The organism is Salinicola sp. MH3R3-1, assembly GCF_001937155.1.
Lineage (GTDB): Bacteria > Pseudomonadota > Gammaproteobacteria > Pseudomonadales > Halomonadaceae > Salinicola > Salinicola halophyticus.
Window position 1 is genome coordinate 1 of the sequence record NZ_MSDP01000018.1, and the last position, 21,223, is coordinate 21,223.

The following is a 21,223-nucleotide window of genomic DNA, read 5'->3' on the forward strand; positions in this document are numbered from 1 at the left end:
GACACCGGCCTGACCAACGCCGAGCTGCAGCGCTGCCATCAGCACGTGCACATCCCGACCAACCCTGACTTCAGCTCGCTGAACCTGGCCGCTGCCGTGCAGGTGCTCGCCTACGAGTGCCGCCAGGCGTTTCTGGCCCTGGCAGACGCTTCATCGAGCGCCGCGTCCGCGCCGGAGCGCGAAGTTGACCAGCCTTTCGGCGTGACCTGGGACAACCCGCCGGCGACCCACGCCGATCTCGAACGCTTTTTCGTCCATCTCGAGCAAACGCTGACGGCGATCGAATTCCACGACCCCGACAATCCCCGCCAATTGATGGCACGTCTGCGCCGGCTATTCATGCGCGCCCATCTCGACAGCATGGAAATGAACATTCTGCGTGGCATTCTGGGAACGATCGACAAGCGGCTGCGCGACAAGTCCTGATTCGACATGGCTGGATGGCGATTCCCGAAGGCAGCGCGGCGGCGGCGGAATGGTTGACCGAATTACTGGGTTTTTCCATAATGTCGACACCGATGCAGCGACAGCCGATACTCGCCAATGCGTTTGACCACCAAAGGGCGCTACGCCGTCACCGCCATGCTCGATCTGGCGCTCAACGCCGATCAGGGTCCGGTATGCCTGGCGGATATCTCCAGGCGGCAGGATATTTCGCTGTCCTATCTCGAGCAGCTGTTCGCGCGGCTGCGCCGGGCCAAGCTCGTCAGCAGCGTGCGCGGACCGGGCGGCGGCTATCTGCTGGGCAAGGCGCCCGCCGAGATTTCCGTGGCCGGCGTGATCGACGCAGTCAACGAGTCGATCGATGCGACGCGCTGCCACGGACAGGCGGACTGTCATCAGGGCAGCAAGTGCATCACGCATCATCTGTGGTGCGATCTCTCCGACGAGATCCAGCGCTTCCTGAGCGATATCAGCCTGCTGGAGCTGGTGCATCGCGAACAGGCCCGCTCGACCACGCGACGCGAACCCGACGTGCGCTCGCTCGCCGACGACGCTGCCACGATCACGGTGTCATCGCACTAGGCAAACGCCTGCGAGCCACTATGCTTTAGCGCCTTTTGTTCTAGCGTATCGGGTCCGATTTCCTTTCGATCGACTGCCAGAGATCTTGCGTGCCATGAGTGCTCCGATTTATCTCGACTACGCCGCGACCACCCCGACCGACCCGCGCGTGGCCGAACAGATGATGCGCCACCTGACGATGGACGGGGTCTATGCCAATCCGGCCTCGCGCAGCCACATGCCGGGATGGTTGGCCGAGCAGGCGGTGGAGAACGCTCGCCGTCAGGTCGCCGATCTGATCGGTGCCGACCCGCGCGAGATCGTCTGGACTTCCGGCGCGACCGAGGCGGACAACCTGGCGTTGACCGGTTTCATGCGCGCCAACCGCGCTCGGGGCCGTCACCTGGTGACGTCGATCATCGAGCACAAGGCGGTCGTGGATACCGCGATCGCGCTGGAGAGAGAAGGATTCGAGGTCACTTGGCTGACACCGGGCCACGACGGGCGTATCGAACCGGGCCAGCTGCGCGAGGCAATGCGCCAGGACACCGCCCTGGTCTCGCTGATGGCGGTGAATAACGAGCTCGGCAGCGTCAACGATCTCACCGCCCTCGCCGCCGTCGCGCACGAGTTCGGCGCCCGCTTTCATGTCGATGCCGCGCAGGCCTGCGGACGGCTCGCGCTCGATGTGCAAGCCATGGGCATCGACATGATGTCGCTCTCGGCGCACAAGGCCTACGGCCCCAAGGGTATCGGCGCGCTTTACGTGCGTCGCGATCCGGACCTGCGCATCGAGGCGCTGATCCACGGCGGCGGCCACGAGCGCGGCATGCGCTCCGGCACGCTGCCGACGCATCAGATCGTGGGCATGGGCGAAGCCTTCATGCTGGCCCGCGACGAGCGCGAAGCCGACGGCGCACACGTCCGCGCGTTGCGCCAACGTTTTCTCGACGGCCTGGCGGACTGCGGCGGCATTCATAACCACTCGCCGCTGGACCAGGCCGTACCCAACATCGTCAACCTGGCTTTCGACGGCGTCGACGGCGAATCGCTACTGATGGCGCTGCGGGGGCTGGCCGTCTCCACGGGATCGGCCTGCAATTCGGCCAGCGTGGCACCGTCCTATGTTCTCGAAGGCATCGGCGTTCCGCATCGGCAGGCACTGGCCTCGATTCGCTTCAGTTTTGGTCGCTTCACCACCCTTGAAGAGATCGACGCGGCCGTCGCCGACATACGCCGCGCCCTGAGTGGGTTGCGTCAACCCGCCAAAGCCGCCATGAATCATCGTTAGAGGAACGGCAGTTGCCGTTCGTCTTCGGCAGGAGAAATACCATGCAGAACATTACCATCAGTGAATCCGCCGCCACCCAGATTCGCCACGTGCTCGAAGAGCGCGGCAGTGGCCTGGGCCTTCGCGTGGCGATCAAGCCGAGCGGCTGCTCCGGTTACAGCTACGTGCTCGATATCGCCGACGACCTGCGCGCCGAAGATGTCGAGTTCGAAGAGCGCGGGGTCAAGGTACTGGTCGACCGGGAAGCGCTGAACGTTCTCGACGGCACCGAGGTCGACTACGTCAGCGAAGGGCTCAATCGCTTCTTCCGCTTCAACAATCCCAACGTCACCGACGAGTGCGGCTGCGGCGAAAGCTTCAACGTTTGAGCTCCGCCCCGATCGTCCCGGCCCGGTCTGCCCGGTGCTCTTTGATCGCCGCTCGCTGACCGACGCTTGCTGATCGACGCATCCCGACCAACGAGGCCGGGATGCGTCGGCCAAGGGCTTGCGCTACAATGGCGCGATTTTTCGGACGGGGCGTTGTGGCCGGGAATGAATGGTTCGGCATGAACCTTCGCCTCGCCTCATCTACCTATTTTTTTCCGCTCGCGACAATCGCGATCGATTCATTATCAATGCACTACTACCAGGAGACCTAAATTCATGGCCACCGAGCGCACGCTTTCCATCATCAAGCCCGATGCCGTTGCCAAGAACGTGATCGGCGACATCTACAGCCGCTTCGAAAAAGCCGGTCTGCAGATCGTCGGCGCCAAGATGCTGCACCTTTCCAAGGAGCAGGCGGAAGGTTTCTATGCCGAGCACGCCGAGCGCGGTTTCTTCGCCGATCTGGTCGGCTTCATGACCTCCGGTCCGGTGATGGTCCAGGTGCTCGAAGGTGAAGGCGCGATCGCTAAGAACCGCGAGCTGATGGGTGCCACCAATCCCAAGGAAGCCGCGCCGGGCACCATCCGCGCCGACTTCGCGTCCTCCATCGACGCCAACGCCGCGCACGGTTCCGACGCACCGGAATCCGCTGCTCGCGAAATCAGCTATTTCTTCAAGGATGACGAACTCTGCTCGCGCAGCTGATTCGTCGACCGACCGGCCTTCAGGGCCGGTCGGCCTTCTCCGTCCCAGCACACCCCGCCACTCTCGAGCCGATTCCGTTGCCATGACCGCTGCCACCGCTACTCCGCGCACCAATCTATTGGGGCTCTCCCGCGAGCAGATGGAGACGTTCTTCGTCTCTCTGGGCGAGAAGAAATTTCGCGCTGCCCAGGTCATGAAGTGGATTCACCAGGAAGGTTGCGACGACTTCGAGTCGATGACCAACCTTTCCAAGTCACTGCGTGGCCGCCTGGCAGAACATGCCGAGATCCGTGGCCCGAACGTGGTTTACGAAGGCACCTCCAGCGACGGCACCCGCAAATGGGTGCTGGAAGTCGAGGACGGGAGCTACGTCGAAACCGTGCTGATTCCGGCCGACAACGGCGCGCGGCGGACGCTTTGCGTGTCGTCCCAGGTCGGCTGCTCGCTGGACTGCAGCTTCTGCTCTACCGGCAAGCAGGGTTTTCAGCGCAACCTGACCAGCGCCGAGATCATCGGCCAGGTGTGGGTGGCCCAGCAGCGTGCCGGCGGCCGCATGAGCGCCCCCGACGGACGCAAGGCGATCACCAACGTGGTGATGATGGGCATGGGCGAACCTCTGCTCAACTATGACAATGTGGTGCCGTCGATGAAGCTGATGCTCGACGACAACGCCTACGGCATGTCCAAGCGCCGCGTGACGCTATCGACTTCCGGCGTAGTGCCGATGATCGACAAGCTGGGCGACGACATCGATGTGAGCCTGGCGATTTCGCTACACGCCGCCAATGACGAGCTACGCAACGAGCTGGTGCCGCTCAACCGCAAGTACAACATCCGCACGCTGTTGGATGCGTGCCATCGCTACCTCGCCAAGTGCGAGACGACGCGTCATGTCACCATCGAGTACACCCTGATCAAGGACGTCAACGACCAGCAGGTACACGCCGAGGAACTGGTGGCGCTGCTCGCGGAGTTGCCGTGCAAGATCAACCTGATCCCGTTCAACCCGTTCCCGCACTCGGGTTACGAAAAGCCTTCGCGCAATCAGGTGATGCGCTTTCAAAGCTGGCTTTACGAGCTGGGCCACACGGCCATGGTACGCACCACCCGCGGTGACGATATCGATGCCGCCTGCGGCCAGCTGGTAGGTAAGGTCAAGGATCGCACCAAGCGTCACGAGCGCTACATCCAGTCGATCCAGCTGGATGCCGACTGAACGCTTGGGCATGAAGTCGCTACGCGGCCGCCAATGTCTGCCGCCGCCATCGATGTCGCCATCACCTCGAGCAGGCCTCGCCTTGACTTCGACTCGGTGCGGCGCTTTGATGGGAGCCCCAAAACCGCTTTGTTTTCAGTTGCTCGGGATTCGACCTTTGGCTCGTCGCTGTCTCGAAACGTGGGAGAGCCGCGCATGACCCGCTCATCTCGTTGGTGTTCGATACGATCGCTGAGTATCGCGACGGGAGTCGTATGTCTGACGGGGGCGCTGTGTCTATCGAGTGGCTGCGCCACGGCGGTTTCATCCAACGGGCCGAAACAGGATAGCCCTGAGGACGCGGCGGCAGCCTACACCCGCCTGGGCAAGGCGTATCTCGCCGAGGGCAATCTGCCCCGCGCGCAGCAGGCCCTGAATCATGCCGTCGATCTCGACGCCGGCGACAGTGGCGCCCTGGAAGGTCTGGCCCTGCTCTATCAACGTCAGCAAGAGCTGGACCTGGCCGACGACTTTTTCCAGAAAGCCCTGAAAGCCGACCCCGAGGCAACGCGCATTCGCAACAATTACGCGGCCCTTCTGTACCAGCGTGAACAGTACGCCCAGGCGTGCGAGCAACTGGCCGTTGCCAGTCAGGATATCAACTACACCCAAAGAGCCCAGCTGTTCGCGAATCTGGGCCAATGCGAAACCGCCAACGGCGATGCGACTGCCGCTCAGCAGTACTACGAGCGCGCCCTCGATATCGATACGCGCAACGCGCGCAGTCTGTTGGCGCTGGCTCGCATCGATCACACGCAGGGTAACGACGAACGCGCCTGGGAACGCCTGCAGCGTTATTTCACCGTGGCCGGCACCGACGACGATAGCCTGCGACTGGCGAGCGATATCGCCAGTGCGCAAGGAGATTCGACTCGTGCGGCCTTTTACCGTCAGCAGCTCGGCGGCTCCTGAGGCGATCAGCACCCCTTACTCGAGCCCGTGCTCGGAAAAGATCAAAAGGATTTTCGCCCATGAGCGAAATGAACGAACCATCAGTCAAGCAGCAAGACGCACCAGCCCCGTCCCAGGAAACGGCGGGCCACATGCTTCGAAGCGAGCGCGAACGCCAGGGGCTGAGCCTCGAGGATGCCGCGCTGCAGCTCAATCTGCGCCCGATCGTCGTCTCCGGGCTCGAGGAAGACCGCTTCGACCAGGTACCGATCGCCGCGTACCGCCGGGGCTACGTGCGATCTTACGCGCGCCTGCTGGGAATCGATGAGACCCGGGTCGTCAATGCTTACGACGCCACCCATGGGCGCGGCGACATGGAGCGTAAACTCGGCGTGGTTCACACCACCCGAGCGCCTTCTCGAGTCGGCCCGTGGATCTTTCGCCTGTTTACCCTATTGGTCATCATTGGTCTGATATCGTTGACGTTGCTGTGGTGGCAAAGCCGGGAAGGCAACGACATCTTCGGGGGGGGCAGCGACGACAGCCCCATCGCCGTTGATCGCCTGAACGACGAAGGCAACAGTGACGCCGCAACCGCTACCGACGCCGGCAGCTCGAATGGCACCGGCACCGATAGCTCGGCGATGACACCCAACACCGATACCCAGTTGCCGCCACTGCCGACGCAGCAGAATACGCCGACGACCGGCGCCGATGACGCAACGGCCGCGCGCGGCAACGACAACGCCACGGGCGTCTCCGCCTCGGCGGAAACGACAACACCGAGCGACGACGCACGCCAGGCTGCACAGGCCAGTTCCGCAGCGGTAGGCGACGAAACCTCGGCGGCGAATGATGATACGGCGGCCGCTGGCGCCAGCGACAACGAGCTCTCCCTGACTTTCAGCCAGGAGTCATGGACCGAGATCTATGATGCCAACGACGACCGAATTTTCAGCGGGCTCCAGTCCGCCGACAGTCAGGCAACCGCGGAAGGCGAACCGCCCTTTCGTCTGACCATCGGCAACGCCAGTGGCGTGACGCTCGAATATCGCGGCAAGTCGGTCGATCTGAGCCAATACACGGGCGGCAACAATGTCGCTCGCTTCACCCTGGGAGACTGAGAAGCGCCATGCAGATGCCATCTCCGATCACCCGTCGTCTTTCTCGACAGATCCATGTCGGTAACGTGCCTGTCGGCGGCGGTGCCCCCATCGCCGTACAGAGCATGACCAACACCGATACCAACGACGTCGCCGCCACCGTAGGCCAGATCCAGCGCCTGCAGCAGGCCGGCGCCGATATCGTGCGGGTCTCGGTGCCCGACATGGATGCCGCCGAAGCCTTCGGCAAGATCAAGCAGCAAGTCAGCGTGCCGCTGGTTGCCGACATCCATTTCGACTACAAGATCGCCCTGCGCGTAGCCGAACTCGGTGTCGACTGCCTGCGCATCAACCCCGGTAATATCGGCCGCGAGGATCGCGTCCGCGCGGTCGTCGATGCGGCCCGCCATCACGGCATCCCGATCCGCATCGGCGTCAACGCCGGCTCGCTGGAGAAGGATCTGCAGAAAAAATATGGCGAGCCGACCCCGGAAGCGCTGGTTGAATCGGCGATGCGCCATATCGACCACCTCGACCGGCTCGATTTCCACGACTTCAAGGTCAGCGTCAAGGCCAGCGACGTCTTCATGGCCGTGGCCGCCTACCGGCTGCTGGCCAAGCAGATCGAACAGCCGCTGCACCTCGGCATCACCGAAGCCGGTGGCCTGCGCTCGGGCACGGTGAAGTCATCGATCGGCCTCGGCATGCTGCTGATGGACGGCATCGGTGACACGATCCGCGTCTCGCTCGCCGCGGATCCTGTCGAGGAGATCAAGGTCGGCTTCGACATGCTGAAGAGCCTCAAGCTGCGCGCCAAGGGCATCAACTTCATTGCCTGCCCGAGCTGCTCGCGTCAGAACTTCGACGTCATCGCCACCATGAATGCCCTCGAGACGCGTCTCGAGGACGTGATGACACCGCTGAACGTCTCGGTGATCGGTTGCGTGGTCAACGGCCCCGGCGAAGCCAAGGAGACCGACATCGGCCTCACCGGCGGCAGCCCGGCCAACTTGGTCTACATCGACGGCAAGCCGGCCAGCAAGCTGCGCAACGACCATCTGGTCGACGATCTCGAAGCGCTGATCCGCCAGAAGGCCAAAGAGAAAGAGAGCCAGGAAGACGCCGTCATTGCCCGCGGGGCGTGAACACGCGAGGTGCCAGCGCGTGTCCGCGAGGCTTGATGCTTCGCCATTCTCGATCCGGGAATCACCGACGAACGCCCAGGCAGGCCGCCTGTGGCGTTTTGCTATAAGCAGGAGTGTCAGTTGAGCAACAAACTACAAGCCATTCGTGGCATGAACGATCTGCTGCCGGACCAGTCACCCGCGTGGCAATACCTCGAACGGCAGCTGCGCTCACTGGTGGATCGCTACGATTATCGCGAGATCCGCACGCCGATCGTCGAACCGACGGTGCTGTTTGCCCGCTCCATCGGCGAGGCGACCGATGTGGTCGAGAAGGAGATGTATACCTTCGACGATCGCAATGGCGAAAGCCTGACACTGCGTCCGGAAAATACGGCCGCCGTCGTGCGCGCCGCGATGGAACATGGTCTGCTCCACAACCAGACCCAGCGGCTGTGGTACATGGGCCCGATGTTCCGTTACGAGCGCCCTCAGAAAGGCCGCTATCGCCAGTTTCATCAGATCGGCATCGAAGCTTACGGCATGAGCGGCCCCGATATCGATGCCGAGATCATTCTGCTCTCCGCCCGCCTGTGGCGTCAGCTCGGCATGGCCGACCACGTGACGCTCGAGCTCAATTCGCTGGGTTCGCCGGAGGCGCGCGCTGCCTATCGTGAATCCCTGGTGGCCTACTTCGAGTCTCACCGCGAGGTGCTCGACGAGGATTCACAGCGTCGCTTGATCACCAACCCGCTGCGAATCCTCGACTCCAAAAATCCGGCCATGGGCGAGATGCTCGCCGGCGCGCCGCAGCTGCTGGATCATCTCGACGACGAATCCCGCGAGCATTTCGAACGGCTCAAGTCGACGCTCGACGCCGCCGGTATCGAATACCGCATCAATCCGCGACTGGTGCGCGGTCTCGACTACTACTCGCGCACGGTGTTCGAGTGGACCACCACGGCCCTCGGCAGTCAGGGTACGGTCTGCGGTGGCGGTCGCTACGACGGTCTGGTCGAACAGCTCGGCGGCAAACCCACGCCCGGCGTGGGCTTCGCCATTGGCCTCGAACGCCTCATGCTGCTGCTCGAAACGCTCGAGCTGGTCCCCGAAGAGGCCAAGGGCGGTGCCGATGCCTACCTACTGGCGATGGGCGAATCCGCCGAGCGTGAAGCCCTGCTGCTGGGCGAGCGTCTGCGCGATGCTCTGCCCGAGCTGCGTCTTCAGGTACACTGCGGCGGCGGTAGCTTCAAGAGCCAGATCCGGCGCGCCGATCGCAGCGGTGCCCGGTTCGCGCTGATTCTGGGTGAAGACGAAATCGCCAACGCGCGACTGACATTGAAGCCGCTGCGCGACGACAGCGAACAACAGACACTCGCTCAGGACGAGGCCATCGCCTGGCTCGGCCGACAGTTCGCCTGAGTGGGACGAGAGCGACTGGTTCAAAACCCAGACTCGGCGGCGAACGAATGCCGTGAAGGCGCGGGTGCCGTGTTGCTGGCCATAGCCGTTTTGGAACGAATTAAGGAGACCGCCCGTGGCGGAGCTTAGGACCGAAGAAGAGCAGCTGGACGCGATCAAGGAATGGTGGAAATCCAACGGTAGCGCCCTGCTGGTCGGCATTGTCATCGCCGCCGCCGGCGTCTTTGGCTGGCAGGCGTGGCAGCGCCATCAGGAAGGCCAGTCTGCCGAAGCCTCCAACAGCTATCAGCAGCTGATCGCCATCGCCAGCAGCGATACGCTCGACGACAATGCCCGCAAGCAGGCTTTCGATCTTGCCGACGGCTTGCAGAGCGATCATGGCGATACGCTGTATGCCGATCTGGCCGGCCTGCTGGAAGCCAAGATCGCCGTCAATGCCGACGACACCGATCGCGCCCGCGAGGCGCTCAACGATGTCGTCGACGACAGCGACCGCCCCTATATGCAGGGCCTGGCTCGAATCGACCTGGCGCGCCTGCAGATCGCCGGCGACGACCCGAGTCAGGCGCTCGAGACCCTCGAAGATGCCGTGCCCGGCCCGCTCGAAGCGCAGCGCCAGAACGTGCTCGGTGACGCCTATCTGGCGCTCGAGCGTCCCGATGACGCGCGCAAGGCCTATCAGCAGGCACAAAGTCTGGCGCAGGATGCCGACCAGACCATCTATGGCCTGCAGCTCAAGCTAGACGATCTCGGTGCGGAGGACGCTACCCAATGAAATTGACCCACCTACTTCTGCCTCTGGGGTTGACCGCCACGCTGCTGGCCGGCTGTGCCGGTAGCGTCGAGCCGCAGTATCCGCCCAAGCCGCTTCAGGACTTCACACCCAAGGTCAGCCTCGACGAGCGCTGGGACCAGGGCATCGGCGAGGGGCTGGGCCGGGCCCGCTATCCGCTCACACCGATCGTCGACAACGGCACGATCTATGCGGTCGACGAGACCGGGGATCTTCGTGCCATCGGTACCGACGACGGCGAGACCGAGTGGGACGTCGAGCTTGGCACGCCAATCTCCAGCGGGATCGGCGCCGACAGCACCCATCTCTATATTGGTACGCGCAATGGTGAAGTCCTGGCCGTGAGTCGCGATGACGGCAGCGTCGACTGGAAGTCGCGTGTTTCCAGCGAAGTGCTGGCCGCACCGCAGGTCAACAGCGAGCTCGTCGTGGTGCAGAGTGTCGACGGTGCGGTGACGGCCCTCGACCGTCTCGACGGCAGCGAGAAGTGGGTCTATTCGAGCTCGCAGCCGGCGTTGACGCTGCGCGGCACCGGCGCGCCCCGCGTCATCGAACCGGTGTCGTTCGCCGGGTTTGCCAACGGTCGTCTGGTGACGCTGGACAATCGCAGCGGCCAGCCGCTATGGGACATGCGCGTCGCCGTGCCCAAGGGACGTACCGAAGTCGATCAGCTCGTCGATCTCGACGGCCAGCCGGTGCTGACCCAGGACGGCCGCCTGTTCGTGACCAGCTACAACGGTCGCCTGCTGGCGCTGGAAGCCACTTCGGGCAAGGTACTGTGGGAGCATGAAGAGTCCAGCTACCTGACGCCGTTGGTGGTGGGCAATTACCTGTTCACGGTCAATGCCGCCAGCCATGTCATCGCCATCGAGGCCGATACCGGCCGCGTGATGTGGGATTCCGACACGCTCGAGGGTCGCTCGCTGACCGCGCCCGCGTTCGTCGACGGCAACATCGCCGTGGGCGATTACGAAGGCTATATCCACCTCATCGATGCCTCGACCGGAGAGATGAGCGGCCGCGAAGAACTTGGCGGCGACGGCCTGACACTGCCATTGCTGACCGGTGATCGGCGCATCTACGCGCTGAGCAACGACGGCACGCTGGCAGCCTACGACCTCGAGACGCTTTCCGATCGCAACTGATCGTACCCGAAAGCCCTCTATCGGCCCCGCAGATGCGGGGCCGATTGCGTTGTAGCGAACCGGATCCGCGGATTCGGATTTCACGCTCGTCACATGCTAGAATGCCCGGTTGTTAGCATCGATCGCACCTGGTTCTCCGACGCCTCCCGCTGATCGTCCATCTTGTCACCGCCCTTTTGCGAATCGCCATGAACCCTGTTATCGCCCTGGTTGGCCGACCCAACGTCGGCAAGTCGACGCTTTTCAACCGCCTGACACGAACGCGCGATGCGCTGGTGGCCGATTACCCCGGCCTGACCCGCGACCGCAAGTACGGTAGCGGGCAACTCGGCGACAAGACTTACACCGTGATCGATACCGGCGGCATCAGTGGCGACGAACACGGCATCGACGCGGCGATGGCGGAGCAATCGCTCACCGCCATCGACGACGCCGATATCGTGCTGTTCATGGTCGACGGGCGTGCCGGCCTGATGCCCGCCGACCAGGCGATCGCCAACCATCTGCGCGTCAATCAGAAGAAGACCTGGCTGGTGGTGAACAAGACCGACGGTCTGGAAGAACACGCCGCGATGGCCGAGTTCTGGGCGCTGGGCCTGGGCGATCCCCACCCGATTGCGGCCTCTCACGGGCGTAACGTCACCACCCTGATCGACGAGGTGCTGGCGCCCTTCCCCGAGCGCGACCCCAACGCGGGCCCGGCCGGCTACCATCCCGGCATCCATATCGGCGTCATCGGCCGGCCCAACGTCGGCAAGTCTACGCTGGTCAACCGCATGCTGGGCGAAGATCGCGTGGTGGTGTTCGACGAAGCGGGGACCACTCGCGACTCGATCGAAATTCCGTTCGAGCGCCGCGGCAAGCCCTACGTGCTGGTGGACACCGCCGGTGTCCGGCGACGCAAGAACGTCAGCCTGATCGCCGAGAAGTTCTCGATCGTCAAGACGCTGGAGGCGATCAAGGAGTGCCACGTCGCGATCATGGTGCTGGACGCGCGCACCGGCCTGGTGGAACAGGACATGCACCTGCTCGACTATGTCCTCAGCAGCGGCCGCGCGCTGGTGCTGGCGGTCAACAAGTGGGATGGCCTGGAGAGCGAGGCGCGGGACAAGATGCGCTCCGATATCAAACGCCGTCTGGGATTCGCCGACTACGCCGAGCTGCATTTCATCTCGGCGCTGCATGGCACCGGCGTCGGCGATCTCTACAAGTCGGTCGACAAGGCCTTCGACAGCGCCAACAGCCACTGGTCGACCAATCGTCTGACCACCATCCTGCAGGACGCCGTCAGCGAGCATCAGCCACCGATGATCAATGGCCGCCGCATCAAGCTGCGCATGGCGCACCAGGGCGGCAGCAATCCGCCGATCATCGTCGTCCACGGCAACCAGACGTCATCGCTGCAGGAAGCCTACAAGCGCTATCTGACCAACACCTTCCGCAAGGTGCTGAAGGTGCGGGGCACGCCGATTCGGTTCGAATTCCGTTCCGGCGACAACCCCTACGATACCGACGCTGGCGCTAGCGACCGTGAGAAGGCCAAGAAACGTGAACTGGGCCGCAGTCGCGAAGCGCGCAAGAACCGGCGCTGACACCACCCTCGTCGCTCACGTTCCACCTCTCACCGCGGCGGAACGGCGATCCGGGTCTGATCGCGTCCGCCCTGCTTGGCCTCGTACATCGCCCTGTCGGCCGCCTCCAGCAGCGTTTCGGCATCCGACCATTCATGGGTGCTCGCCACCCCGGCGCTGAAAGTGACGTGAAACGTTTCCGTCGCGGCCACGCATTCCAGTTGTGAAAAGCTGACGCGAATGCGCTCGATGGCCTCACGGGCGTTTTCCAGCGAGCACGACGGCAGCACCGCGACGAACTCCTCCCCGCCATAACGCCCGACGTGATCGACGCGCCGCAGACGCTGGCGTAGCAGATTGGCCAGCAGCCGAATGACGTAGTCGCCGGTGCCATGACCGTAGGTATCGTTGATCGACTTGAACCGATCGATATCGATCATCACCACGCACGCCGCGGTATGGGTACGCTGGCCGCGGGCCATCTCGAGCTCGATCAGCTCCTTGATCGCCGGGTGCTTGATCAGGCCGGTGAGGCCGTCGCGAGCCAGCGCCAGACTCAGTTGACGTGAGCGCTGCGCCCGCGCGGTCACCGCGGCGACCAGCGCCACGTCGGCAATCGGCTTGACCAGGAAGTCATCCCCCGCCAGGGCCAGCGCCTGGGCCTGACGATGGGCATCCGACTCCGCCGACAGGTAAACCAGCGGAATCTTCAGCCAGTCGTCGTCGAAACGGATGATCCGCGCCAGCTCCGGGCCGGAGCAACCCGGCATGTTGATATCGATCAGCACCAGATCGGGCACGAAATCGCGCAGACCCCGCAGCACGTCCTGGGGGTCGCTGATCACTCGCGATTCGATGCCGGCCATCTTCAGCGTCAGCCGAAAATGCTCGGCCAGTTCGATATCGTCGTCGACGATCAATACCCGGTAGGGATCCTGCTGCGGCAGGTTGACCAGATGGCGCAGGCGATGCTCCAGCGAAGGTACATCCACCGGATGGGTGAAGAATCCCTGGGCACCGTGACGGACGGCATTCAGCCGCGCTTCGAAGCCGCTCTCGGCGCTCAGCATTATCAATGCCGCCTCAGGCACGGCCTCCATGGCGGGCTTCCAGATCTCCTCCGCCACCTTGGCGGTATCGACGATGGCGATATCCGGATGCCACGAGGACCAGGTTCGATGAGGATCGAGAGCCCCCGACAGCTGCCGACATTCATAGCCGAAACCGCTCAACGACTGGATGAGAGTCTCGGTATCGCCGTCCGCCAGCACCGCCACGCGTATCGCCCGGTCGCCGCTGGCTAGATAATAGCTACCCTGTGGCTCGTCGACTTCCGAAAGCGGCGGGCTTTCCAGCGCGCGATAGCAATCCTGCAGCCGGTCATGCAGCGCCGTCAGCATCGGTGGCGTTGGCGGATTGGTGTTCTCGAGAGCCGTCTGCAGCCAGATTTCCATCTCGCGCGCATCGCGACTCAACGCCGTATAGCCGAAACTGCCCGCCGAACCGGCGATACGGTGCAGCCCCTGGCGCAGCAAGTCGAGCGCGTCGAAAGTGATAGCGCCTTGCCGCGCGCTCATCTCCCGCGACTGCGCCATCAACGTCTGCAGATCGTCGATCAGGCGTCGGCTGTACTGCTCGCGCAGCGCGGCCAGACGCGCCTGAACATCGATATCAGACATGATGCTGCTCCCAGATGCGACGCAGCTGTTCGGCCAGCGTCATGGGATCGAAGGGCTTGATCACCACGTCCAGGGCACCGATGGCACGATAGTGCTCGATCTCGCTGGGCTGGACCTTGGCCGTCATGAAGACCACTGGAATCGCCTGCGTCGAGGACTGCTCACGGAGTTTGCCCAGCGTCGTGGGACCGTCGATGCCGGGCATCATCACGTCCAGCAGAATCAGATCCGGCTGCCAGGCGTCGGCTCGCGATAGCGCCGACTGTCCGTCGTCGCAACTGGTGACCTCGAAGCCGCCCACGATCTCGAGTGCCACCTTGGCCACTTCCTGAATCGAGATATCGTCCTCGACGTGCAAAATACGTTGAAGGGGTTTCATATCAACCTCATTCCTTCTGGTCTTCCTCTTTATCGCCCTCGGGTTCGTCATTCGAAAGCGCCCTGGTGGCATTGAGCTGACGGTCGAAGGCATCCATCAATGCCTCCGCGGAGAGCCCCGGTTTGGCGATCGCCGTTTTGACGCGGCCTACCAGCGTCGGCGCCAGGGCCTCCTCCGACAGGATGATGACGGCCGGCTGTCTGGCGAGCTGGCTCAGTATCGGAATGATCTCCCAGCCGGGGCCCTGGGGCGCGGTCAGATCCAGCGAGATCAAGCCATAGTCGTGACTGTCGAGCAGGTAGCGAGCCTCCTGCAGTGAACGCGCCACATCTAGCGTCATGCTGGGGGCGATCTGTCCGGCAACGCGCTGGGAGAGTCCGGCATCGCTTTCGACATGGAGAATCCGCTCGTGTTGCGGACGCAGACTCAATGAGCTGTGCAGCGCGCCGGCGAGGCGCTTCTCGTTGAAGGGCTTGGCCAGCCAGTCTACGGCAGCCATCCGACCGCCGATCTCGAGCTGGCCCTCTTCCGCCTTCGCCGATACCACCAGCACGGGTAGATCGCGCGTCTGCGGCTGTTCCCGCAGCTGGCGCAGCAGGGTCAGGCCGTTGCCGTCGGGCAGCATCAGATCGAGTGTGAGAGCGTCGAAACTGCGCCGTTCCAGCCATTTCAACGCCTCGCTCATGGTGTGGGCGATTTCGGCCTGATAGCCCCAATGCCTTACCAGCGTTGCCAACAGCATTGCCGTATCGTGGTCGTCCTCGACGATCAGCAGTCGAGAACCGGCGGCGACCGTCTCGTCCGTGCTTGCCAGCGCCTTCTCATCGGGATGCCGTCGCGATCCGTCGACGCCTTCCCCGACGCCCTCCAGGGCACCTACTGAGGTAGAGGCCGGCTCCACGCACGGCAGCTCGAAGAAGAAGCAGGCGCCATGGCCCTCTTCCGAGAAGAAGTTGATCGACCCGCGCATGCGCTCGACGAGCTCGCGAGTGATGGCAAGCCCCAGCCCGGTGCCGCCCTGCTTGCGGGTGGTGGAGGCATCGGCCTGGGAGAATTTCTGAAAGATACGCTCGTGGAATTCGACCGGAATCCCCGGCCCGTGATCGATGACACTGACGCGCACCCGATCGGCGATCGGCTCGACCACAATGTCGACCTGCGTCTCCGGCGGCGAAAATTTGGCGGCGTTGGAGAGCAGGTTGCTCAAGACCTGCTGAAGGCGCATCGCATCGACGTTGACCATCGCTCGATCGAGGCGCCTGGTAATCACGTAGTGGGTATGAAACTGATCCGCATAGCCCTGGTTGGCCTCGACTGCCTGATCGATCAGGGGCATCAGCGCCTGGTCCTGCATCTGGAACGACATCTTGCCCGCCACCAGCTTTTCCATGTCGAGCAGGTCATTGATCAACAGGATCAGACGCTGGGAGTTATTATGCGCGGTCGTCAGCATGCTCCGCATAGCATCCGGCGGCGTGCCCAAGACACCGCCTTGAATCAACCCCAGCGCACCGGAGATCGAGGTCAACGGCGTGCGCAGCTCATGACTGACCGTCGAAATGAACTCTCCTTTCAAGCGCTCGTCGCGTTTGCGTGCAGTCACGTCATGCAAAAAACCATGCCATATCGTTCCGCCATCGTCCTCACGCTCGGGAATCGACTGTCCGGCGAGCCAGATAAATTCTCCATTGTCCTGTCTCACCCGGTACTCGCAATTCCAGGGAGTCAAATTACGCTCGGACTCGCTGACGGAAATCGCCAGACGCTCTGCATCATCTTCATGTACTCGCTCGAAGACATGAGAAGCATCCTCGGCGGCCTCCTCGGGCGTGATCCCATAGAACGTCTTGATCGCTTCACTGGCATAGGGGAACGACGACCGCCCTGCCGAATCTTGACGGTATTGGTAAATCAAACCTGGCGTCTGTGAGGCAATCTTGCGCAACCGCTTGCTCAATTCTTCTCGCGCCTCGACATCCTTCCAGCGCATTAGTGTGGCGCCAATCCAGCGTGCCAGTAGGCGCACGAACTCCTCGTCAACCTCATTGAATTGTCGCGGATACACTTGGTCACTACTAAACGCCAGCGCGCCATAGCGCTTGCCATGCACCCAGATGGGCGCACCAATGTAGCTCTTGAGCTCATAGCGCAACCGACACCGATGCTCCGAGAAACCATCGGCATCGGCGTCGGAAAAAGCGACGACATCGGCGCTGGCCATGGTCAGCTCGCAGAATGTATCGCTGGTTTTCAGATGCTGCCCCGGCTCGAATCGCTGATCGATGGAGTAGGCAGCTTGAATCAGATAATCCTCGCCTTCGATGCGATTGGCGACGGCGAACGGCATACCCAAGTGTTCAGCGCCCTCCTGCAGCGCCTTTTCCACCAGACGCTGAAAACAAGTCTCTTGAAAGGCAGCGATGTCGTTGAGCGTCTGCAACGTATCTTTCTGCGCCTCGAGACGCTGATTGAGAGACTCGAGCGTCGACTTCTGCCCCTCGAGTCGCTTTTGATGACGAAGCATGGTGTCCCGGGTCACACGACGCGTGCCCCATAGCAACAACAGCAGGCAGGCTTCGGCAATAAGCCAGGCCACTCCCCAACGCAGCCAAGTGTTGACGATCAGCGCATCGCGATGCTCAAGTTGAGTCGTGATGTCTTTCCAGACCGCGACCGCCGCAACCGCTCGCGAGCTTTCGTCGCCGGATTGACTCAACGGGACCAGCGTCAATAGATAGCCGCGTCCACCCTCCCCCTCGACCACGGTCCAATTCGCCTGGTCGTGAACGACCGGAAGCTGATGTCGCGACACCCAGCCATCGATTAATTCGTCCGATCGGTTGGCGACTTGCCACCCGGGCGAGGTGCCATCGCCTTGAGGAGCAAGAATCGCGACACCACTTTCCAACTGCGCGGAAAGCTTATCGACGTTGGGCACGACGGCGAATTCCACCTCCAGCAGTCCGACGAGCACATCGTTTTTCTCATCCTCAGGGGCGAAGATGGGGGCAACGCCAGCCGTGGTGGCGCGCGAGCCGTCGAACTCGATGCCGTAAACCGCCTCCCGTGTTTCCAGGCTCTGTCGCAACAGGTAGTCACTGTCCCCGGATGCTTGGGACGCGCCATTCGACTGCAGGCTCAAGAAGGGATCCGCGTCGGTGTCACCGGGCAGGAAGAGATTAAGCTCCAGAGCGTTGCCCGCCTCCAGCGCCTCCCAATAGGGGACGAGGTTCTCGCGCAGCCGGGCTCGGATCGCTCGAAGTCGACCCGGTGGGAGCGGCGTCACAGCCTGCGCCATGACCCCTCTGACCACCGGATTGGCGACAAGAGTGGTGGCCAGCACCTGAACGCGGCGTTCGAGTCCCGCTCGAGAGGCATTGATGGTGACGCCTTGCTCCTGAGACTGAAAATCAAGGTCTCGGGAAAAAGCTTCGCGGTCGTTGTACAACGCCTGCAGTAGCATCCAGCCGAAAAAAAGCGTCAGCAAGACACTGCCCAGCAGAATCAGCCATATCGGTAAGCGAGAGACTTTCACCCGTTTTTCCCCTCATGAAGCCTTGATGAGCTGAGCTTGGCTCATGCTTTTTCATGAGAGTACCGTAATCTTTTATTCCGTGGCGCGTCGAATAGACTGCGATCCGACCCACTGACAGGCAAATTGCCACGCGGCACGGCCACTGCGAACGCCTCGCAGGGTGGCGTAGCGCACGGCTTCGGCGCGAGCCGCCTCGTTCCAGGCAGACTCCCCGCCCAGGTGCGCGACCCAGTGTTCACAGGTCTCGAGATAGGCCTGTTGGCCGAACGGGTGAAAGGCGAGCCACAGGCCAAACCGGTCCGACAGCGAAATTTTCTCTTCCACCGCGTCGCCGTGATGCAGCTCGCCCTCGACCAGATGCGTCTGCTGATTGTCGGCCATGGATTCCGGCAACAGATGGCGTCGGTTCGATGTCGCGTAGAGCAGCACGTTGTCCGGCGGGCCGGTGAGGGTGCCATCGAGCACGCTTTTCAATGCCTTGTAGGCATCGTCGCTGCCCTCGAACGAGAGGTCGTCGCAATAGACGACGAAACGCTCCGAGCGATCGCGCAGCCGCTGGACCAGGATCGGCAATGCCACCAGATCGTGGCGGTCGACCTGAATCAGACGCAATCCTTCCCCCGCCAGGGTATTGAGCAAGGCGCGGACCATCGACGACTTGCCGCTGCCGCGAGCGCCCCAGAGCAAGGCATGGTTGGCAGGGTAACCCTGGAGAAAGGCACGGGTATTCTCCAGCAGGGCGTGCTTCTGCCGTTCGACGCCGATCAGATCATCCAGCGTCACGCCGTCGCGTGGCGATACGGCGACCAGCTGCCCGCCCAGGGGGTGAGATTGCCACAGCGCCGCGATATCACGGCTCCAGTCCACGGCTGCCGGCTGCTCCGGCAGCCAGCTTTCGACACGATCCAGCAGGCGGCTCACCCGTAGCGCAAGATCCCCATACATCTTCGATTCTCCCTACCATTTGAAAATGGGAACGTCTCGGCTGGAGATGGAAACGTCCCGGATAACAACGCAAAAATGCGCCAAACAGAGCAGACTGGCAGCGCCACGCTACCGACGAGATACCGACGATGGCGATCGACGTGACAGACGATTGCAGATTGCCGGAAACAGCGTATCTTGTGCCGGTTGATTCCACGGGTCCAGTCGTGGGCGGTGACGGCCAACCTTGTCTGCCCGGCCCCGAGGCGAGCCCTGCTTGATGGAATCGCCGTTTTCACCGTATTTTCCAACCACTCCCCCAGCTGACTACTGCCTGGAAAAACGATGCTCTCTCGTTGCCGTCCGTTCTTAGCTCTGACGCTGGTGGCTTTGCTCGGCGGCTGCCTGGCACTGCCTCAGGTCGGCTTGATGCTGGGCCGAATCGCGCTGTCGTCGATGGGCGTGGAAAACGTGCGGATCGGTAACTATCACTTTTCCCCCGGGCTGGAAGACATCGACGAGCTCTCGCTGCTGAGTTCCGGGCTGGCGCTGGCCGGGCTACCGGTGAATATCGACCTGCCGCTGGTGATGATGCTGCCGGCAAGCGCGCCCTCGATCGCACTTCAGGGCTTCGATTGGCAGCTGCAGGTACCCGGCGCCGAGCTTGTCACTGGCGAGGTCGACGAGCCCGTTCAACTGCAAGGCGGCGAGCCCACCACCGTGACGCTGCCGGTTGCGCTCGAACCGGCCGGACTCGACGAGATGAGCTCGAAAGCCGAACGCGTCTCGTCGTTGCTGGCGCTGGCGCGTCGACTCAGCGCTACGGGGGAGCTGCCGGCGGGCAGCCGGCTGTCGTTGACGCCAACGCTGCCGGCCGCCCTCGGTGGCATCGTCACCGCACCGACATTGACGCTGGATGTCGGCGAGCCGCCAACGACATCGCCAGGTGACCCGCCGGAGAGCGCACCCGGAAACGCAAGCGAGGACGCGAGAGAGAACGCGCCGGGTTGACCACCCCGCCAGGCCGGGTATCTTGAGCGGATCGATAATCCGTCCCGACAAACCGTCATGACGACAGAGTTTCAGGCAGCTCCGGAGATACTCATGGAAGATTCGAAGACTTTCGCATCGCGCCTCACATCGCCCCTAGCATCGACCCTCGCATCGAAAAGACCGTCCTCGCGGCTGATCGGCGCGCTCGGCGTCGCTGCACTGCTGAGTGCGTGCAGCACCTCGCCGATGGGCCGCAACCAGCTGGCGTTCTACTCCGATGACGAGCTTTCCCAGATGGGCAAGCAGAGCTTTTCCCAGTACGAACAGGAACTGCCCACGGTCGGCGGCGCGCAGGCGACCTACGTCCAGTGTGTGGCCAAGGCGATCACTGCGGCCGTCCCCGACAGCGCCGGAATTTCCGATTGGGAAGTCAAGGTGTTCAAGGACGACACCGCCAACGCCTTCGCCTTGCCGGGCGGTTATATCGGCGTCAACACCGGGCTGCTCAACGTCGCCACCAATCAGGATCAGCTGGCTGCGGTCATTGGCCACGAAGTCGGGCACGTGCTGGCGCACCACGCCAACGAGCGCGTCTCCACTCAGGCCGCGACACAGAGCGGGCTTTCGGTACTGCAGTCGGTGGCCGGCCTGCAGGGCGCCGGTGGCGAGCAGGTCATGGGGCTGTTGGGCGCGGGCGCCCAGTACGGCGTGATCCTGCCATTCTCGCGCAAGCAGGAGTCGGAGGCCGATCTGGTCGGTCTCGACCTGATGGCCGATGCCGGCTTCGACCCCAGCTCGAGTATTCAGCTATGGCAGAACATGTCGGCCGAAAGCCAGGGCGAACAGCCTGCCTGGATGTCGACCCACCCCAGCAACGCCCAGCGCATGGAAGCCCTGCATGACCGGCTCAGCGAAGCCGAGCCGCGCTATGAGCAGGCCAAGGCCGATGGCAAGCGGCCCAACTGCAAGGCTTGATTGGGATCAGGGCAACATATTCGAAGGTGTTCGAGTTACCACTGACGTCGCGTCAACCGCCCTGT

19 protein-coding genes are annotated in these 21,223 nt (G+C 62.9%); 15 read left to right on the forward strand and 4 right to left on the reverse strand.

What is annotated here, in order from left to right; all coding sequences use genetic code 11:
- The 13 genes from BTW08_RS11290 to der form a co-directional block, all read left to right on the forward strand.
- The coding region (locus BTW08_RS11290; RefSeq protein WP_281492007.1) for a TrmH family RNA methyltransferase at positions 1-426 on the forward strand (426 nt) is incomplete at its 5' end.
- Positions 427-543: 117 nt separating this feature from the next.
- On the forward strand, positions 544-1,026 hold the full coding sequence (gene iscR / locus BTW08_RS11295; protein WP_075562632.1) for a Fe-S cluster assembly transcriptional regulator IscR: 483 nt from the start codon (positions 544-546) through the stop codon (positions 1,024-1,026).
- Positions 1,027-1,120: 94 nt separating this feature from the next.
- Positions 1,121-2,296: an aminotransferase class V-fold PLP-dependent enzyme gene (locus BTW08_RS11300; RefSeq protein ID WP_075562633.1), complete on the forward strand. Its 1,176-nt coding sequence runs from the start codon at positions 1,121-1,123 to the stop codon at positions 2,294-2,296.
- A gap of 41 nt (positions 2,297-2,337) precedes the next feature.
- The gene (locus tag BTW08_RS11305) at positions 2,338-2,664 is read left to right on the forward strand and encodes an iron-sulfur cluster assembly accessory protein (protein WP_075562634.1); all 327 of its coding nucleotides are present in this window, start codon (positions 2,338-2,340) and stop codon (positions 2,662-2,664) included.
- A gap of 276 nt (positions 2,665-2,940) precedes the next feature.
- Positions 2,941-3,369 carry a nucleoside-diphosphate kinase gene (gene ndk / locus BTW08_RS11310; RefSeq protein ID WP_075562635.1) on the forward strand — a complete coding sequence of 143 codons (429 nt, stop codon included), beginning with the start codon at positions 2,941-2,943 and terminating at the stop codon, positions 3,367-3,369.
- An 82-nt stretch (positions 3,370-3,451) separates the two neighbouring features.
- Positions 3,452-4,585, forward strand: a complete 1,134-nt coding sequence (gene rlmN / locus BTW08_RS11315; RefSeq protein ID WP_075562636.1) for a 23S rRNA (adenine(2503)-C(2))-methyltransferase RlmN — start codon at positions 3,452-3,454, stop codon at positions 4,583-4,585.
- Positions 4,586-4,780: 195 nt separating this feature from the next.
- Positions 4,781-5,536, forward strand: coding sequence for a type IV pilus biogenesis/stability protein PilW (gene pilW, locus BTW08_RS11320; protein WP_075562637.1), 756 nt, complete (start codon positions 4,781-4,783; stop codon positions 5,534-5,536).
- A gap of 131 nt (positions 5,537-5,667) precedes the next feature.
- Positions 5,668-6,639, forward strand: coding sequence for a RodZ domain-containing protein (locus BTW08_RS11325; protein WP_246837714.1), 972 nt, complete (start codon positions 5,668-5,670; stop codon positions 6,637-6,639).
- Between the two features lie 8 nt (positions 6,640-6,647).
- Positions 6,648-7,763, forward strand: a complete 1,116-nt coding sequence (ispG, locus tag BTW08_RS11330; protein ID WP_075562638.1) for a flavodoxin-dependent (E)-4-hydroxy-3-methylbut-2-enyl-diphosphate synthase — start codon at positions 6,648-6,650, stop codon at positions 7,761-7,763.
- Between the two features lie 120 nt (positions 7,764-7,883).
- Entirely contained in the window at positions 7,884-9,164 is a 1,281-nt protein-coding gene (hisS, locus tag BTW08_RS11335) for a histidine--tRNA ligase (protein ID WP_075562639.1), read from the forward strand.
- Between the two features lie 115 nt (positions 9,165-9,279).
- Positions 9,280-9,939, forward strand: coding sequence for a tetratricopeptide repeat protein (locus tag BTW08_RS11340; protein WP_075562640.1), 660 nt, complete (start codon positions 9,280-9,282; stop codon positions 9,937-9,939).
- Positions 9,936-11,102 carry an outer membrane protein assembly factor BamB gene (bamB, locus tag BTW08_RS11345; RefSeq protein WP_075562641.1) on the forward strand — a complete coding sequence of 389 codons (1,167 nt, stop codon included), beginning with the start codon at positions 9,936-9,938 and terminating at the stop codon, positions 11,100-11,102. The genes BTW08_RS11340 and bamB overlap by 4 nt, the downstream gene beginning before the upstream one ends.
- Positions 11,103-11,290: 188 nt before the next feature.
- Positions 11,291-12,694: a ribosome biogenesis GTPase Der gene (der, locus tag BTW08_RS11350; RefSeq protein WP_075562642.1), complete on the forward strand. Its 1,404-nt coding sequence runs from the start codon at positions 11,291-11,293 to the stop codon at positions 12,692-12,694.
- 29 nt (positions 12,695-12,723) lie between these two features.
- Here der and BTW08_RS11355 read toward each other — a convergent pair whose 3' ends face one another.
- The 4 genes from BTW08_RS11355 to BTW08_RS11370 all read right to left on the reverse strand — a co-directional run bounded on the left by BTW08_RS11355 (position 12,724) and on the right by BTW08_RS11370 (position 19,211).
- Positions 12,724-14,352 carry a diguanylate cyclase gene (locus BTW08_RS11355; RefSeq protein ID WP_075562643.1) on the reverse strand — a complete coding sequence of 543 codons (1,629 nt, stop codon included), beginning with the start codon at positions 14,350-14,352 and terminating at the stop codon, positions 12,724-12,726.
- Positions 14,345-14,731 carry a response regulator gene (locus BTW08_RS11360; RefSeq protein ID WP_075562644.1) on the reverse strand — a complete coding sequence of 129 codons (387 nt, stop codon included), beginning with the start codon at positions 14,729-14,731 and terminating at the stop codon, positions 14,345-14,347. Before BTW08_RS11360 ends, BTW08_RS11355 begins: the two co-directional genes overlap by 8 nt.
- A gap of 7 nt (positions 14,732-14,738) precedes the next feature.
- On the reverse strand, positions 14,739-18,266 hold the full coding sequence (locus BTW08_RS11365) for an ATP-binding protein (RefSeq protein ID WP_075562645.1): 3,528 nt from the start codon (positions 18,264-18,266) through the stop codon (positions 14,739-14,741).
- 72 nt (positions 18,267-18,338) lie between these two features.
- A complete protein-coding gene (locus BTW08_RS11370; RefSeq protein WP_075562646.1) occupies positions 18,339-19,211 on the reverse strand; it encodes an ATP-binding protein in 873 nt (290 codons plus the stop codon).
- A gap of 324 nt (positions 19,212-19,535) precedes the next feature.
- Here BTW08_RS11370 and BTW08_RS11375 point away from each other — a divergent pair, with 324 nt between their 5' ends.
- Both BTW08_RS11375 and BTW08_RS11380 read left to right on the forward strand, forming a co-directional pair.
- Entirely contained in the window at positions 19,536-20,201 is a 666-nt protein-coding gene (locus tag BTW08_RS11375; RefSeq protein ID WP_075562647.1) for a hypothetical protein, read from the forward strand.
- A gap of 228 nt (positions 20,202-20,429) precedes the next feature.
- On the forward strand, positions 20,430-21,158 hold the full coding sequence (locus BTW08_RS11380; RefSeq protein ID WP_075562864.1) for a M48 family metallopeptidase: 729 nt from the start codon (positions 20,430-20,432) through the stop codon (positions 21,156-21,158).
- Positions 21,159-21,223 lie beyond the last annotated feature (65 nt).